This window comes from Pseudomonas sp. 7-41 (assembly GCF_021233075.1).
In the GTDB taxonomy this organism is placed as follows: domain Bacteria; phylum Pseudomonadota; class Gammaproteobacteria; order Pseudomonadales; family Pseudomonadaceae; genus Aquipseudomonas; species Aquipseudomonas veronii.
In genome coordinates this window covers 1,821,847-1,836,214 of the sequence record NZ_CP089551.1, presented here as the reverse complement: position 1 = coordinate 1,836,214, position 14,368 = coordinate 1,821,847, and the positions used below count along the sequence as shown (strand labels likewise).

The 14,368-nt window shown below is 62.3% G+C and carries 16 protein-coding genes; 5 read left to right on the top strand and 11 right to left on the bottom strand.

Going from position 1 to position 14,368, the window contains the following annotated elements; genetic code table 11:
• Nucleotides 1–7 precede the first annotated feature (7 nt).
• Together LQ249_RS08240 and LQ249_RS08235 are read right to left on the bottom strand one after the other, a co-directional pair.
• A complete protein-coding gene (locus LQ249_RS08240) occupies nt 8–307 on the bottom strand; it encodes a ribbon-helix-helix domain-containing protein (RefSeq protein ID WP_017844854.1) in 300 nt (99 codons plus the stop codon).
• A gap of 18 nt (nt 308–325) precedes the next feature.
• Nucleotides 326–907, bottom strand: coding sequence for a DJ-1/PfpI family protein (locus LQ249_RS08235; protein ID WP_102618437.1), 582 nt, complete (start codon nt 905–907; stop codon nt 326–328).
• Between the two features lie 187 nt (nt 908–1,094).
• Between LQ249_RS08235 and LQ249_RS08230 the strand changes: the two genes are divergently transcribed.
• Entirely contained in the window at nt 1,095–1,994 is a 900-nt protein-coding gene (locus LQ249_RS08230) for a DMT family transporter (protein WP_057004755.1), read from the top strand.
• A 41-nt stretch (nt 1,995–2,035) separates the two neighbouring features.
• On the opposite strand, the gene LQ249_RS08225 is transcribed toward LQ249_RS08230, so the two are convergent.
• The 4 genes from LQ249_RS08225 to LQ249_RS08210 form a co-directional block, all read right to left on the bottom strand.
• Entirely contained in the window at nt 2,036–3,253 is a 1,218-nt protein-coding gene (locus LQ249_RS08225; protein WP_017844851.1) for a class I SAM-dependent methyltransferase, read from the bottom strand.
• A 204-nt stretch (nt 3,254–3,457) separates the two neighbouring features.
• On the bottom strand, nt 3,458–4,075 hold the full coding sequence (locus LQ249_RS08220) for a TPM domain-containing protein (protein ID WP_057004754.1): 618 nt from the start codon (nt 4,073–4,075) through the stop codon (nt 3,458–3,460).
• A 31-nt stretch (nt 4,076–4,106) separates the two neighbouring features.
• Nucleotides 4,107–4,838, bottom strand: coding sequence for a TPM domain-containing protein (locus tag LQ249_RS08215; RefSeq protein ID WP_079443018.1), 732 nt, complete (start codon nt 4,836–4,838; stop codon nt 4,107–4,109).
• Between the two features lie 18 nt (nt 4,839–4,856).
• Nucleotides 4,857–5,468 (bottom strand): LemA family protein, encoded by a 612-nt coding sequence (locus LQ249_RS08210; protein ID WP_017844848.1) that lies wholly within the window; start codon nt 5,466–5,468, stop codon nt 4,857–4,859.
• 241 nt (nt 5,469–5,709) lie between these two features.
• On the opposite strand from LQ249_RS08210, the gene bglX reads away from it, so the two are divergent.
• Nucleotides 5,710–8,001 (top strand): beta-glucosidase BglX, encoded by a 2,292-nt coding sequence (gene bglX / locus LQ249_RS08205; RefSeq protein WP_057004752.1) that lies wholly within the window; start codon nt 5,710–5,712, stop codon nt 7,999–8,001.
• A gap of 271 nt (nt 8,002–8,272) precedes the next feature.
• On the opposite strand, the gene LQ249_RS08200 is transcribed toward bglX, so the two are convergent.
• The 4 genes from LQ249_RS08200 to LQ249_RS08185 all read right to left on the bottom strand — a co-directional run bounded on the left by LQ249_RS08200 (nt 8,273) and on the right by LQ249_RS08185 (nt 11,515).
• Nucleotides 8,273–9,430 carry a phospholipase D-like domain-containing protein gene (locus LQ249_RS08200; protein WP_057004751.1) on the bottom strand — a complete coding sequence of 386 codons (1,158 nt, stop codon included), beginning with the start codon at nt 9,428–9,430 and terminating at the stop codon, nt 8,273–8,275.
• A gap of 1 nt (nt 9,431) precedes the next feature.
• Nucleotides 9,432–10,022, bottom strand: coding sequence for a YceI family protein (locus LQ249_RS08195; RefSeq protein WP_017844844.1), 591 nt, complete (start codon nt 10,020–10,022; stop codon nt 9,432–9,434).
• Nucleotides 10,023–10,121: 99 nt separating this feature from the next.
• Nucleotides 10,122–10,436 (bottom strand): hypothetical protein, encoded by a 315-nt coding sequence (locus tag LQ249_RS08190; protein ID WP_046384411.1) that lies wholly within the window; start codon nt 10,434–10,436, stop codon nt 10,122–10,124.
• A complete protein-coding gene (locus LQ249_RS08185) occupies nt 10,433–11,515 on the bottom strand; it encodes a serine hydrolase domain-containing protein (protein ID WP_108526009.1) in 1,083 nt (360 codons plus the stop codon). Before LQ249_RS08185 ends, LQ249_RS08190 begins: the two co-directional genes overlap by 4 nt.
• 185 nt (nt 11,516–11,700) lie before the next feature.
• Here LQ249_RS08185 and olsB point away from each other — a divergent pair, with 185 nt between their 5' ends.
• Both olsB and LQ249_RS08175 read left to right on the top strand, forming a co-directional pair.
• On the top strand, nt 11,701–12,456 hold the full coding sequence (gene olsB, locus LQ249_RS08180) for an L-ornithine N(alpha)-acyltransferase (protein ID WP_017844841.1): 756 nt from the start codon (nt 11,701–11,703) through the stop codon (nt 12,454–12,456).
• Nucleotides 12,456–13,247 carry a lysophospholipid acyltransferase family protein gene (locus tag LQ249_RS08175; RefSeq protein WP_057004749.1) on the top strand — a complete coding sequence of 264 codons (792 nt, stop codon included), beginning with the start codon at nt 12,456–12,458 and terminating at the stop codon, nt 13,245–13,247. Before olsB ends, LQ249_RS08175 begins: the two co-directional genes overlap by 1 nt.
• Nucleotides 13,248–13,294: 47 nt before the next feature.
• Here the strand turns inward: LQ249_RS08175 and LQ249_RS08170 are convergent, their stop codons facing one another.
• A complete protein-coding gene (locus LQ249_RS08170; protein WP_017844839.1) occupies nt 13,295–13,879 on the bottom strand; it encodes an acyl carrier protein phosphodiesterase in 585 nt (194 codons plus the stop codon).
• Between the two features lie 154 nt (nt 13,880–14,033).
• On the opposite strand from LQ249_RS08170, the gene LQ249_RS08165 reads away from it, so the two are divergent.
• Nucleotides 14,034–14,360 carry an ArsR/SmtB family transcription factor gene (locus LQ249_RS08165; RefSeq protein ID WP_017844838.1) on the top strand — a complete coding sequence of 109 codons (327 nt, stop codon included), beginning with the start codon at nt 14,034–14,036 and terminating at the stop codon, nt 14,358–14,360.
• The last annotated feature ends 8 nt before the right edge of the window (nt 14,361–14,368 follow it).

Genomic DNA, 14,368 nt, shown 5'->3' with positions numbered 1-14,368 from the left:
CAGCGGCCTAGCGGTTGCGCACCAGGCTCAACTCGGCCGTCGGTGTGCGCTGCTTGCTCAAGTAGCGGGTACAGCTGACGCGCAGAAACGAGGCAAAATTGACCACCTCGCCGCGGTAGTCCATGACTTCCTCGTACAGCTTGGTGATCAGTTGATTGGTGGTCATGCCATCCACGCTGGCGATTTCGCTGAGGATGTCCCAGAACTGGTTCTCCAGGCGCACGGTAGTGACGACGCCGCAGATGCGCAGGGAGCGCGAGCGAGACTCATAGAGAATCGGGTCGGCCTTGACGTACAGCTCGCACATGGCGATGACCTCCGTTGCTTACAAGGTGATTGTCGTGCCCAGCAGGCCGAGGAACCCGGCCAGCCAGCTTGGGTGCGCCGGCCAGGCCGGCGCCGTGGCCAGATTGCCTTGAACGTGGCTGTGGGTCACTGGAATATCGATGAACGAACCGCCCGCCAGGCGCACTTCCGGGGCACAGGCCGGGTAGGCACTGCACTCGCGACCGGCGAGGATACCGGCCGCCGCCAGCAGTTGCGCGCCATGGCACACCGCAGCAATCGGCTTGCCGGCTTGATCGAAGGCGCGCACCAGTCGCAGGACTTTTTCATTCAGGCGCAGGTATTCCGGCGCACGACCACCGGGCACCAGCAGCGCATCGTAGTCGGCGGCTTCGACCTGGGCGAAATCCGCATTCAGGGCGAACAGGTGACCGGGCTTTTCGCTATAGGTCTGATCGCCTTCAAAGTCATGGATCGCGGTTCGCACGGTCTCGCCGGCCGACTTGTCGGGGCACACCGCGTGGACGATATGACCGACCATCAGCAGCGCCTGGAAGGGCACCATCACTTCATAGTCTTCGACATAATCGCCGACCAGCATCAGGATCTTTTTCGCAGCCATGGGGCATTCCTCCAGTTCAACGGTTGGGCAGACAAGAGTAGTCAAGATAGGCGCGTGCCGACGGGCCGGGTAATCCCCCGCTACTACAACTGTACGGATCAATCCGCACCCAGCTGTAGACCCCCAATTCGCGGAGGTTGTGGCTAGATGATCGTCCACTTCCGACCACTCGATTCCGGTTCCCGCCATGAACTCGCGCGAAAACACCGGCATGGCCCTCGGCCTGCTGGGCGTCATCATCTTCAGCCTGACTCTGCCCTTCACGCGTATCGTGGTGCAGGAAATCCACCCGCTGCTCAACGGTCTGGGCCGTGCGTTGTTCGCCGCGATCCCGGCGGCGGCGCTGTTGCTGTGGCGCCGCGAGCGCTGGCCGAGCTGGCGCCAGGTGCGCGGCCTGTGCCTGGTGATTGCCGGGGTGATCTTGGGCTTTCCGGTGTTGTCGGCGTGGGCCATGCAGACGCTGCCGGCGTCCCACGGCGCGTTGGTCAATGGCCTGCAACCGCTGTGCGTTGCGCTGTACGCCGCGTGGCTGTCCCACGAACGGCCGTCAAAAGCCTTCTGGGCCTGCGCCGCCTTGGGTAGCGCGCTGGTGCTGAGTTATGCGTTGATCAGCGGTGCCGGCAGTATTCAAGCGGGGGATCTGTTGATGCTCGGCGCGATTGCCGTGGGCGGCCTGGGTTATGCCGAAGGTGGGCGCTTGGCCAAGGAGATGGGCGGCTGGCAGGTGATCTGCTGGGCGCTGGTGCTGTCGACGCCGCTGTTGATCGGCCCGGTGGCTTACCTGGCGGTGCAGCATCAAGGCGCGATTTCCATGGGCACCTGGTGGGCGTTCGGTTATGTGTCGCTGTTCTCGCAGTTCCTGGGGTTCTTTGCGTGGTACGCCGGGTTGGCCATGGGCGGCATTGCGCGGGTCAGCCAGATTCAGCTGTTGCAGATCTTCTTCACCATCGCGTTTTCGGCGTTGTTCTTTGGTGAACACATCGAGCCGATCACCTGGCTGTTCGCCTGCGGGGTGATCGTGACGGTGATGCTGGGGCGCAAGACCGCGGTGCAGCCGGCGCCAATCTCGAAGGCCAATGCGATTTAACGGTGGGAGGGGGCTTGCCCCCTCCCACATTGGCTTCGTGTTCAGCCGAGGTAACCGTCGGTGCGCAACAGGGTTTCCAGGCAGTGCTCGGTGATGTGATAGAAGTCCTTGAGTGCCTGAATCTTGTCCAGTAGCTGCGCGTTGTCCACCGGTTCGGCGCGTTTCACCGCAAGGATCATCTTGTTCTTGTTGGTGTGTTCCAGGGAGATGAACTCGAACACCTTGGTCTCATAACCGCAAGCCTCCAGGAACAAGGCGCGCAGGCTGTCGGTGACCATTTCCGCCTGCTGGCCCAGGTGCAAACCGTATTGCAGCATCGGCTTCAACAGCACCGGGCTCTGGATCTGCAGGCGGATCTGTTTGTGGCAGCACGGCGAGCACATGATGATCGAGGCGCCGGAACGGATGCCGGTGTGGATCGCATAATCGGTGGCGATGTCGCAGGCATGCAGGGCGATCATCACGTCCAGCTCGCTGGGCGCGACGCTGCGCACGTCGCCGCAGGTGAACACCAGCCCCGGGTGTTCGAGGCGGGCGGCGGCGGCGTTGCACAAGCTGACCATGTCTTCGCGCAGTTCAACACCGGTGACCTCGGCCTCGACATTGAGGGTGTTGCGCAGGTAGTCGTGGATGGCGAAAGTCAGGTAGCCCTTGCCCGAGCCGAAATCAGCGACGCGCACCGGTTGGTCCAGCCTCAGCGGGGACGCGATCAGCGCATGGCTGAACACTTCGATGAACTTGTTGATCTGCTTCCACTTGCGCGACATCGACGGGATCAGCGCGTGCTTGGCGTCGGTCACGCCCAGGTCGGCGAGGAACGGCCGGCTCAGGTCGAGGAAGCGGTTCTTCTCGCGGTTGTGCTCGGCCGACGGCGCCTCACGCAATTGCTGCGGCTTGCTTTTGAACAGCGAGCTTTTGTTCTTCTTGCTGTATTCCAGCTGGGCTTCGTCGGTCAGCGCGAGCAAGTGTGCGTTCTTGAACGAGGTCGGCAACAACTCGGCAATCGCCGCCACACCGTCGGCCACCGGGAGGTTCTTGGTGATGTCGCGGGTTTTGTAGCGGTAGACGAAGGACAGGCAGGGCTGCTCCTTGACCGTCACCGCCTTGATGATCAGCCGTTGCAGCTCGGCTTCCTCACCGACGTACTTGGCCAGCACCAGCTTGATGAAGGCGTTGTGCGCAAGGCTTGCGCTGAGCAGTTCGATGAACTGGGCGTGATGATCCGGCGCAGGGCGGGCAGGTTGAGCGGTGACGGACATGAACAAAAACGCCTCGGGCTGGGAATGCCGGGCATTTTAGGGGGGATGGGGGCTGAGGGCACGGGGTTATTTGATCAACGGTAAGATTGGGGGCCCCACCGCAGATCCAAATGTGGGAGGGGGCTTGCCCCCGATAGCAGTGGGTCAGCCATGAAGATGTTGACTGACTCACCGCCATCGGGGGCAAGCCCCCTCCCACATGGGTTATTCGAGCACGATCAGGCGATTGGGCAATTCATTGCGCGCGTGCGTCAGCGGCACATGCACCTTGAGCAACTCTCCGCTGGCTTCGATGCAGGCAATGAACCCGGCCAATGTCTGGCCCTGTTTCACCTGCTGGGTAAACGCCTTGACGATACCATCCCAACTGCTGTCATCCAGGCGTTTGGAAATCCCGTCATCCACCAGGATCTCCACATAGCGCTCGGCCTCGCTGACAAAAATCAACACCCCGGTGCCGCCCAGCGTGTGGTGCAGGTTCTGCTCGAGGAACTGACGCCGCGCCAGGTTCGACGCGCGCCAGTGGCGTACCGAGCGGGGGATCAAGCGGGTAGTGACTTTAGGCAGGCGAAACACCAGGCACAGCACGATGAATGTCGCCCACTGCGCCAACAACAAGGTGTACATGCTCAGGTAGCCCGAGAAGTAATGCACCACCCCCGGCACCACCAACGCGATCAGGCTGGCCCACAGCAACGGGATGTAGGCGTAATCGTCGGCACGCGCGGCCAGCACGGTCACCAGCTCGGCGTCGGTCTGTCGCTCGACCCGGGCGATCGCTTCGGCGACCTGGCGTTGTTCGTGTTCAGTCAGTAGTGCCATGGTTGTAAACGCTCGTTTTTAGTTATTGTCATCACCAGCCGCCCGAAGCCCCGCCACCGCCGAAACCGCCACCGCCGCCGCGAAAACCACCGCCACCGCCGCCGCCTCCCCCACCGCCACGGCCGCTGCTGCTGAGAATCGCCAACAGGATCGCCCACACGGGCAGGCCCAGGCGATTGCACAGCCACAACACGCCGATCAGCAGGACGAACAAGCCGATGGAAAACCCCGGATTATCCTTGGCGAAGTTGGCATCCGCCACATGGGCCGGCACCGCCAGCGGCTCGCCGCCCACCACCTGGATCATCGCGGCGACGCCGTCGCTGATGCCCTGGCTGAACTTGCCGGCCTTGAACTTGGGCGCAATCACCTGATTGATGATCACCCACGACTGCGCATCGGTCAGCGTGCCTTCCAGGCCATAACCGACTTCGATGCGCAATTTGCGCTCATCGCGGGCGACGATCAACAGCGCACCGTTGTCCTTGCCCTTCTGGCCGATGCCCCACTGGCGCCCCAACTGATAACCGTAGTCTTCAATCGGCACGCCCTGCAGGTCAGGCACGGTGACCACCACGATCTGGTCGCCACGGCTTTGCTCCAGCGCCTGCAATTGCTGGGTCAACTGCTCGCGCACCGCCGGGTCGATCATCTGCGCAGTGTCCACCACCCGCCCGGTCAACGCCGGGAAGGTCAACGCCGCCTGGGCCACGCCCGCGCAGGCCAACAGCCATAGCGCCAGGCCTATCCGTAATAAACGCATCGACACCTCAATGCAGCTTTATTTGAACTTCACTTGCGGCGCTTTATCGGCATCGGCAGTGGTGGCTTCAAACGTGGCGCGGATCGGCAGATCGCTGTACATCACGCTGTGCCACAGGCGTCCCGGGAACGTGCGGATCTCGGTGTTGTACGCCTGCACCGCCTGGATAAAGTCGCGACGCGCCACGGCGATACGGTTTTCCGTGCCTTCCAGTTGCGACTGCAGGGCCAGGAAGTTCTGGTTGGCCTTCAGGTCCGGGTAGCGCTCGGACACCACCATCAAGCGGCTGAGCGCACTGCTCAAACCGTCCTGGGCTTGCTGGAACTGCTTGAGTTTTTCCGGGTTGTCCAGGGTGCTGGCGTCGACCTGAATCGACGTGGCCTTGGCCCGCGCTTCAATCACTGCGGTGAGGGTGTCTTGTTCATGGGTTGCGTAACCCTTGACCACTTCCACCAGGTTGGGGATCAGGTCGGCACGCCGTTGATACTGGTTCTGCACCTGGCCCCAGGCCGCCTTGGCCTGTTCATCCAGGGTCGGAATGGTGTTGATGCCGCAACCGCTCAACACTGTGCTGATCAATAGCAAAGCCGCGGCCTTCAAGCCCCAGCGGTAACCTTGTGCTGCTTGCATGGTGTTTCTCCTGCCCAACCTTGATGGAATTTGACGACTCGCCCTATAAACCGCGCACATGGGGCATAATCCGCCCCCACTACTGGAATGCATCGAGCCAATCAGCTAAAAAGATGCCCAGCGCGATAAAGAGTTCAGAGTGTGCTGCATTTTTCTGAACGACACCCGAACAACAATAGACGCTCCCCACATTTTGGCCGATCAGCCTAACCGCTGTGCAGTGCGCCGAAAAAGGATATTCATGAAGAAGCTGTGTTTGCTCGGCCTTGTTGCCACTCTGGCCACCCACCCCGTCTGGGCAGAAACAAAGCCTGCTGCGCTTAAAGACAAGGACGCCTTCGTCAGCGACCTGCTCAAGCAGATGACCCTCGATGAAAAGATCGGCCAATTGCGCCTGATCAGCATCGGCCCGGAAATGCCCCGCGAGCTGATCCGCAAGGAAATCGCCGCCGGCCGCATCGGTGGCACCTTCAACTCCATCACCCGCCCGGAAAACCGTCCGATGCAGGACGCGGCCATGCGCAGCCGGTTGAAGATCCCGATGTTCTTCGCCTACGACGTGATCCACGGCCACCGCACGATTTTCCCGATCAGCCTGGCCCTGGCGTCCAGCTGGGACATGAACGCCATCGGCCGCTCCGGGCGCATTGCCGCCCAGGAAGCCGCAGCCGACAGCCTCGACATCACCTTCGCGCCGATGGTCGACATCTCCCGCGACCCGCGCTGGGGCCGCACCTCCGAAGGCTTCGGTGAAGACACCTACCTGGTGTCGCGCATCGCCGAAGTGATGGTCAAGGCCTTCCAGGGCAGCAGCGCGGCGAATGCCGACAGCATCATGGCCAGCGTCAAGCACTTCGCCCTGTACGGTGCGGTGGAAGGCGGTCGCGACTACAACGTGGTCGACATGAGCCCGGTCAAGATGTACCAGGACTACCTGCCGCCCTACCACGCGGCGATCAAGGCCGGTGCCGGCGGTGTGATGGTCGCGCTCAACTCGATCAACGGCGTGCCCGCCACCGCCAACACCTGGCTGATGAACGACCTGTTGCGCAAGGACTGGGGCTTCAAGGGCCTGGCCGTCAGCGACCACGGCGCGATCTTCGAGCTGATCAAGCACGGCGTGGCCAAGGACGGACGTGAAGCCGCCAAGCTGGCGATCAAGGCCGGCATCGACATGAGCATGAACGACTCGCTGTATGGCAAGGAATTGCCGGGGCTGCTCAAGTCCGGCGAGATCGAGCAGAGCGACATCGACAACGCCGTGCGTGAAGTGCTCGGCGCCAAGTACGACATGGGCCTGTTCAAAGACCCGTACCTGCGCATCGGCAAGGCCGAGGACGACCCGGCCGACACCTACGCCGAAAGCCGTCTGCACCGCGCCGATGCACGAGACATAGCACGCCGCAGCATGGTCCTGCTGAAGAACCAGAACGACACCCTGCCGCTGAAAAAATCCGCGACCATCGCCCTGGTCGGCCCACTGGCCAAGGCCCCCATCGACATGATGGGCAGCTGGGCCGCCGCCGGTAAGCCGGCACAATCGGTGACCCTGCTCGACGGCCTCAACGCGGTGATCGGTGAAAAGGGCAAGATCATCTATGCCCGTGGTGCCAACATCACCAACGACAAGGCCGTGGTCGACTACCTCAACTTCCTCAACTTCGATGCCCCGGAAGTGGTGGATGACACCCGCCCGGCCCAGGTGATGATCGACGAAGCGGTCAAGGCCGCCAAGGATGCCGATGTGGTGGTCGCTGCCGTGGGCGAGTCCCGTGGCATGTCCCACGAATCGTCCAGCCGCACCGACCTGAACATCCCACAAAGCCAGCGCGACCTGATCAAGGCCCTCAAAGCCACCGGCAAGCCACTGGTGCTGGTGCTGATGAACGGCCGTCCGCTGTCGATTCTCGAAGAAAACCAGCAAGCCGACGCGATCCTGGAAACCTGGTTCGCCGGCACCGAGGGCGGCAACGCCATCGCCGACGTGCTGTTCGGTGACTACAACCCGTCGGGTAAGCTGCCGATCACGTTCCCACGTTCGGTGGGGCAGATTCCGACCTACTACAACCACCTGACCATCGGCCGGCCGTTTACCCCAGGCAAGCCGGGTAACTACACCTCGCAGTACTTCGATGACACCACCGGGCCGCTGTTCCCGTTCGGCTATGGCTTGAGCTACACCACGTTCAGCCTGTCGGACATGGCGCTGTCGTCCACCACCCTGAACAAGAGCGGTAAGCTCGACGCCAGCGTCACCGTGAAAAACACCGGTAAGGTCGACGGCGAAACCGTGGTGCAGCTGTATATCCAGGACGTGGCCGGCTCGATGATCCGCCCGATCAAGGAGCTGAAGAACTTCCAGAAAGTCATGCTCAAGGCCGGCGAAGAGCGCACGTTGCACTTCACCATTACCGAAGAGGACTTGAAGTTCTACAACAGCCAGCTCAAGTTCGCGGCGGAACCGGGTGAGTTCAATGTGCAGATCGGCTTGGACTCCCAGGATGTGCAGCAGCAGACCTTCGAGCTGCTCTAACGCCCGCCCCCGCCCTCTGTAGGAGCGAGCTTGCTCGCGAAGACCGTTAACGATGACGCGCTCATGCTGAATGAACGCGTTGTTCTCAGGTTTTTCGCGAGCAAGCTCGCTCCTACAGTTAAGCGAATTGAGCGAATTAAGCGCGTTGAGCGCGTTGAGCGAATTAAGCGAATTAAGCGAGTTGAGCGCGTTGAGCGAATTAAGCGCGTTGAGCGAGTTGAGCGAATTAAGCGCGTTGAGCGAGTTGAGCGCGTTGGGTGAGTTGGGCGCGTCAGTCGCGTCGATTGAGCAGGTTCACCACCAACCGATCGATCCACCCCCACACCCGCTGCTTCACCCGCCGCCATAACGGCCGCGACTTCCACGCCTCCAGGCTCACCGCCTGGCTCTGGGCAAAATCCCGTTCGAAACTGCCGGCCACGGCCAGCGTCAGCGCAGGGTCCAACGCTTCGAGGTTGGCTTCCAGGTTGAAGCGCAAATTCCAGTGGTCGAAGTTGCACGAGCCGATGCTGACCCAATCGTCCACCAAGACCATCTTCAGGTGCAGGAAGCACGGCTGGTATTCAAATATCTGCACGCCCGAGCGCAGCAAACGCGGGTAATAACGGTGCCCGGCGTAGCGCACGGACGGGTGATCGGTACGCGGGCCGGTCAGCAGCAAGCGCACGTCCACGCCGCGCCCCGCCGCCCGGCGCAAGGCCCGACGCACGCCCCAGGTGGGCAGGAAATACGGGGTCGCCAACCAGATGCGCCGGTGGCCGCTGCTCAGCGCGCGGATCAGCGAGTGCAGAATATCGCGGTGTTGGCGCGCGTCGGCATAGGCAACACGGCCGAGACCAGACCCGGTCGGCGGTACTTTGGGCAAGTGCGGCAAGCCGAAATGGGTGGCCGGTTTCCAGGCGCGGCGGTCGTCGTTGGCCAACCATTGCCGGTCGAACAGCGCTTGCCAGTCGAGCACCAGCGGGCCGTCGATCTGCACCATCACTTCATGCCAGTCGGCGCTGTCCTGCCCCGGTGTCCAGAACTCATCGGTGACGCCGGTGCCGCCGACCACGGCGATGCCTTGATCGACCAGCAATAATTTGCGGTGGTCGCGGTACAGGTTGCCCATCCAGCGCCGCCATTCCAGGCGATTGTAAAAACGCAGTTCCACACCGGCGTCGGTCAGGCGCTTACGCAACCCGAGGGTGAACGCCAGGCTGCCGTAATCATCGAACAGGCAGCGCACCCGCACGCCCCGCTCAGCCGCCTGCGCCAGCGCCTGCACCAAGACTTCGGCGCAGGCGCCGGCTTCCACCAGGTATAACTCCAGATCCACCTGATGCTCTGCCCGGGCAATGTCCACCAGCATTTGCGGGAAAAAGCTCGGCCCGTCGATCAACAACTCGAAACGGTTGGCGCTGCGCCACGGGAACACTGCGCCGCTCATGTCAGCGCGCCGTAAAGATCAGTACCGCACCCACCGGCACCGCCAAACTGATCGACGCCAGCCCAGCCGCGTTGCGCAACGCCGTCACACCCGGCACCAGCTCAAAATCCTCGGCGCGCAACACCAGCGGTTCCAGGGTCACCACCTGGAAACGCCGATCATCCAGGCGCGTGGCCAACAGCTCGGCGTTGTAGGTGTGGGTCTTGCCATGCAGCGTGACGCTCAATGGCAGGCGCAACTCCAACTGCGCGCCGGGGGCCAGGTCGTTGATCGGTTGCAGGTTGATCTGCGTGCTGATCAACGCTTCGGGGAAGGTCTTGATCTCGAACAGTTGATTGCGCATGCGCTCATCGCGCAGCGGGATGCCGCTGTTGACCGACTCCAACTCCACTTCCACCTGCGCCGCACCGTTGCGGTCGACCTTGCCGTGCAGCACCAGGAAGCGCTGCACCTCGGCAATCTCGGTGTTTTTGGTGGTGACGAACGACAGCCGCGAGGACTCGTTGTCCAGGTACCAGTCCGCGTGGGCAGGCACGGCGGCGGCGGCCAGCAGGGCGAAGGCCAGGGGTTTGATGACAGACGCGTTGAACATTAAAGACTCGTGGGGCGGAAAACCTGAACGAACCTTAACTGTGCCGCCTGCCGGGCGCAATGTAGCTGACAAAGCCGCCCCCACCTCGGAGATGACGTGTCAGGGGTTGAGGCGGCAGCCCTGATGTTCGCCCAACCATCTGGCCGTATGGGTACGCCCCAATCCACTGGCGCTGACTTCACTGCGCTCCGGGTCATCGGTGAACGCACTGATCGGCACGTACTGCTTCACATACCCCCGGCAATACTCGGCGGGATTATTCTGCACATACCGGCACGAGCAGTACTCCTTGGCCGTATACGCCGCGATGATGTCGGGGAAGGCTTGCAGGTTGACGCGCTCGTGCCAGCCCCAGCCCAGCACGGTGAGCAACAGCAGCAGGAAAAGACTGGTAAACGGCCGACGACGGATCATGGCTGCACCGCCGCCAGCACGCGTTTGAGCAGTTCGTTGTGGCGGTAGCTGTCGTCGCGGTCATCGCCGTAGCGCACGATCACCAGGTGTTCGTCGGGCATGACGTACAGCGCCTGGCCCCAGTGGCCGAGGGCGGCGAAGGTGTCGGCGGGGGCGTCGGGCCAGGGTCTTGGGGCGCCCTGCACGGCGCGGTTGAGCCACCAATGGCCGCCGGGCACGGCTTCGTCCTGGCCGGCCTTGTAGTGATCGAACGGTTGTCGATTGAAATCGACCCAGGCTTTCGGCACCAACTGTTGCTCCCGCCAGCGACCGTCGCGCGCCATCAGCAGGCCGACGCGCGCCAGGTCGCGGGCGGTGAGGTAGGCGTAGGACGAGGCGACGAAGGTTTCATCGGCATCGGTTTCCCAAGTGGCGTTGTGAATGCCCAGCGGCTTGAACAGCGCATCCCACGGGTAACTCATGTAGGCCTTGTGGCCGAGCATGCCCTTGAGCGCGGCGGAGAGCAGGTTGCTGTCGCCGCTGGAATAACGGAAGGCCTCGCCCGGCGCGCGGGCGGTGTGCATGCCGGCGACGAACTCCGCCATGTCGGCGCGGCCGCGGGTGTAGAGCATCGCGACGACCGAGGATTTCAGCGGGGCATATTCGTAATCTTCCTGCCAATCGAGGCCCGAGGCCCAGTGCAGCAGGTCGGCCATCGTCACGCTTGGATGCTGTTTCATCGGCGGGTAGAAACGTGCGACGGGGTCGCTCAATTTGAAGCGGCTTTCGCCGTAGGCCACGCCCAGCACGGTGGCCATCAGGCTTTTGCTGACCGACCAGGTCAGGTGCGGCGTGCTCGCGGTGGTGGGCATGGCGTAGCGCTCGTAGATGACTTCGCCATCGCGGATCACCAGCAGCGCGTCGGTGCGGATGCCTTGGCGCGTGGCGTCGTCACGCCGGGGAAACGCGTAGGCATTCAGGGCATCGACAGCGGGACCTTCGATCGGCGTGCCCTTGGCCCAGTCTTTGTCAGGCCAGGTTTCGGCGCGGGTGGTGACGGTGGCTAACAACAGGGCAACGCACAACAAGCCTCTGACCATGGACACGAACTCAAGGGGGCATTCAAGCCCGCGAGCCTAGCCGAGGCCGATGACAGATTGGCGACATAAGTGCCTGTCATCTAAGCGTCACCGTAACTTCATGGAGATGACACCGAGCCTACATAGCCTGAGTTTGGACAAACAAGTCGACCGGCCGGAACGTGGCTGGCACTCGGAGATTCGCCATGACTCAGATCGCCCGCATCAGCGACACCGGCAATGAACGCCGTCTGCAAGCCGAACGCCTGATCGGCGCCCAGGCTTTGCAAGAAGCACAGGCCCTGCGGTTCAACGTGTTCAGCGGCGAGTTCAACGCCAAGCTGAAAGGCGCGGAACTGGGCCTGGACATGGATGACTATGATGTTCACTGCAGCCACATCGGCGTGCGGGATTTGAACAGCGGTCGACTGGTGGCCACCACCCGTTTGCTCGATCACCAGGCCGCCAGCACCCTGGGCCGGTTCTACAGCGAAGAAGAATTCAGCCTGCATGGCCTGCTGCACTTGCAGGGCCCGATCCTGGAAATCGGCCGCACCTGCGTCGACCCGGCCTACCGCAACGGCGGCACCATTGCAGTGCTGTGGGGCGAGTTGGCCGAAGTGCTCAACGAGGGCTGCTACAGCTACCTGATGGGTTGCGCGAGCATCCCGATGCACGATGGCGGCATCCAGGCCCACGCGATCATGCAGCGCCTGCGCGAACGCTACCTGTGCAACGAACACCTGCGCGCCGAGCCGAAAAAACCGCTGCCGGCGCTGGACCTGCCGTCCAACGTCATCGCGGAAATGCCGCCGCTGCTCAAGGCGTATATGCGCCTGGGCGCGAAGATCTGCGGCGAGCCGTGCTGGGATGAAGATTTCCAGGTAGCCGACGTGTTCATCCTGCTCAAGCGCGATGAGCTGTGCCCGCGTTATGCGCGCCACTTCAAGGCGGCCATGTGATGGGCCGCGTGCGCGTGTACGCGCGGATCGCCCGGGTACTGTTGGTGGTGGCGCTGGGCTTGAGCATGGCCAGTGTGTTCGGTGTGTTCGAGCGCCTGGGGGTGGCCAACTCGATGGTGCGCCGCCAGCGTTGGTCGCGGTTCTTTATGTCGCGGCTGACCAACGCCCTGCCCTTTCGCGTGACGGTACACGGTGAATTGCCGCAGACACCGATGCTGTGGGTGAGCAATCACGTGTCCTGGACCGACATCCCGCTGCTGGGCATGGTCACGCCGATGTCGTTCTTGTCCAAGGCCGAAGTCCGCACCTGGCCGGTGGCCGGCTGGTTGGCGGCGAAGGCCGGTAGCCTGTTTATTCGCCGCGGTTCAGGCGACAGCCAACTGATCCGCAAACAGATGACCCGTCACCTGGAGCAGCAACACCCGCTGCTGATGTTCCCCGAAGGCACCACCACCGACGGGCGCAGCCTGCGTACCTTTCACGGGCGCCTGCTGGCCAGTGCGATCGAGGCGGATGTGTCGCTGCAACCGGTGGCGATCCGGTATCTGCGCGATGGGCAAGTGGACCCGCTGGCGCCGTTCATTGGCGATGACGATTTGCTCTCGCACCTGATGCGCCTGTTTGCCAACGACCAGGGCGATGTGGAAATCCATGTGCTCACGCCGATTGCCTGTGCCGGGCAGGAACGCGCGGCGCTGGCGTTCCAGGCGCAGCAGGCGGTGCAGAAGGCGTTGTTCGGGCCGCTGCCGGAAGCAGAACAGATTGCGGTTCGGCCGGCATTCGCAGCCTGAAGCGAGCACAGTCAACAATGTGGGAGGGGGCTTGCCCCCTCCCACATTTAGATCTCAGTGGTCAGTTGGGTTTGTGCAAATTTTTGCAACTCTGGATAGAACAGCCGGAAGTCTTCACTCAACGGTTCGTATAACGTGCGCAATTCCTGCATCGCATGGCCCAGTTCCTCAGGCTGCGTCAGGCGCCGCGAGATCCCCCGCAATACCGGCTCCATCACCGCGAACTCGCGGTATGAGCCCAGCCAATCATCCGCCGCCATGTACGGCGCAATCTGCGCCAGCCGCCCCGGCAACTGCGGTTCGGCCGCCAGCACGCGGTACACCTGGGAGGTGAAGTGTTCCAGGGGCTGCTCGGCATACAGCGCCCAATCCCGCGCCAGGCAGTGATCGAAAAACACATCGAGGACGATCCCGGCATAACGCCGGCGCGTCAGGCTAAAGCGCGACAACGCTTCGCCGACCTGCGGATGGCTGTCGGTGAAACGGTCGATTGAGCGATGCAACTGGATGGCCGCTTCGATCGGCGGGCTGAACTGGCCTTGCAGGCGACCTTTGACGAAGTCGCCATACAGGCTGCCCAGCAGTTGCGCAGGAAGTTGGCCGCCCAGGTGCAGATGTGCGAGATAATTCATGGTGTGCAGTCTATCACTGCCGTCAACGCATCGTTATAACCCGATATACAGATTCAGTCTGGCCTAAGACCGAAATCATATTGGAATATCGGGATATACCGATTTAAAGTTCGCCTCATCGCGATATAACGCTTTACGACACCGAGCAACCGCCATGTCCATCGACCTCGACGAAATAATAAAAGCCCTGGCGCACCCAGTACGGCGAGACATCCTCACTTGGCTGAAAGACCCGAAAGTGCAATTCCCCGAGCAACTGCACAACCACGAATACGGCATCTGCGCCGGGCAGATCGACCAGCGCTGCGGCTTGTCCCAGTCGACCGTGTCGGCCCACCTGGCGACCTTGCAACGGGCGGGATTGATCAGCAGCCAGAAGGCCGGGCAGTGGCACTTTTTCAAACGCAACGAGGAAACGATCCAAGCCTTCCTCACTGCGCTCATCACTGAGCTCAGTTCTGAAATCCGCGCACCACTGTAACAAGGACA

What these genes read in the sequence shown, in the direction of transcription:
- LQ249_RS08185 (WP_108526009.1), bottom strand. Translation starts at nt 11,515, where the DNA reads ATGGTCAGAGGCTTGTTGTGCGTTGCCCTGTTGTTAGCCACCGTCACC.
- LQ249_RS08235 (WP_102618437.1), bottom strand. Translation starts at nt 907, where the DNA reads ATGGCTGCGAAAAAGATCCTGATGCTGGTCGGCGATTATGTCGAAGAC.
- LQ249_RS08175 (WP_057004749.1), top strand. Translation starts at nt 12,456, where the DNA reads ATGGGCCGCGTGCGCGTGTACGCGCGGATCGCCCGGGTACTGTTGGTG.
- LQ249_RS08220 (WP_057004754.1), bottom strand. Translation starts at nt 4,075, where the DNA reads ATGGCACTACTGACTGAACACGAACAACGCCAGGTCGCCGAAGCGATC.
- LQ249_RS08215 (WP_079443018.1), bottom strand. Translation starts at nt 4,838, where the DNA reads ATGCGTTTATTACGGATAGGCCTGGCGCTATGGCTGTTGGCCTGCGCG.
- LQ249_RS08225 (WP_017844851.1), bottom strand. Translation starts at nt 3,253, where the DNA reads ATGTCCGTCACCGCTCAACCTGCCCGCCCTGCGCCGGATCATCACGCC.
- LQ249_RS08210 (WP_017844848.1), bottom strand. Translation starts at nt 5,468, where the DNA reads ATGCAAGCAGCACAAGGTTACCGCTGGGGCTTGAAGGCCGCGGCTTTG.
- LQ249_RS08190 (WP_046384411.1), bottom strand. Translation starts at nt 10,436, where the DNA reads ATGATCCGTCGTCGGCCGTTTACCAGTCTTTTCCTGCTGCTGTTGCTC.
- LQ249_RS08230 (WP_057004755.1), top strand. Translation starts at nt 1,095, where the DNA reads ATGAACTCGCGCGAAAACACCGGCATGGCCCTCGGCCTGCTGGGCGTC.
- LQ249_RS08195 (WP_017844844.1), bottom strand. Translation starts at nt 10,022, where the DNA reads ATGTTCAACGCGTCTGTCATCAAACCCCTGGCCTTCGCCCTGCTGGCC.
- LQ249_RS08165 (WP_017844838.1), top strand. Translation starts at nt 14,034, where the DNA reads ATGTCCATCGACCTCGACGAAATAATAAAAGCCCTGGCGCACCCAGTA.
- LQ249_RS08200 (WP_057004751.1), bottom strand. Translation starts at nt 9,430, where the DNA reads ATGAGCGGCGCAGTGTTCCCGTGGCGCAGCGCCAACCGTTTCGAGTTG.
- LQ249_RS08240 (WP_017844854.1), bottom strand. Translation starts at nt 307, where the DNA reads ATGTGCGAGCTGTACGTCAAGGCCGACCCGATTCTCTATGAGTCTCGC.
- olsB (WP_017844841.1), top strand. Translation starts at nt 11,701, where the DNA reads ATGACTCAGATCGCCCGCATCAGCGACACCGGCAATGAACGCCGTCTG.
- bglX (WP_057004752.1), top strand. Translation starts at nt 5,710, where the DNA reads ATGAAGAAGCTGTGTTTGCTCGGCCTTGTTGCCACTCTGGCCACCCAC.
- LQ249_RS08170 (WP_017844839.1), bottom strand. Translation starts at nt 13,879, where the DNA reads ATGAATTATCTCGCACATCTGCACCTGGGCGGCCAACTTCCTGCGCAA.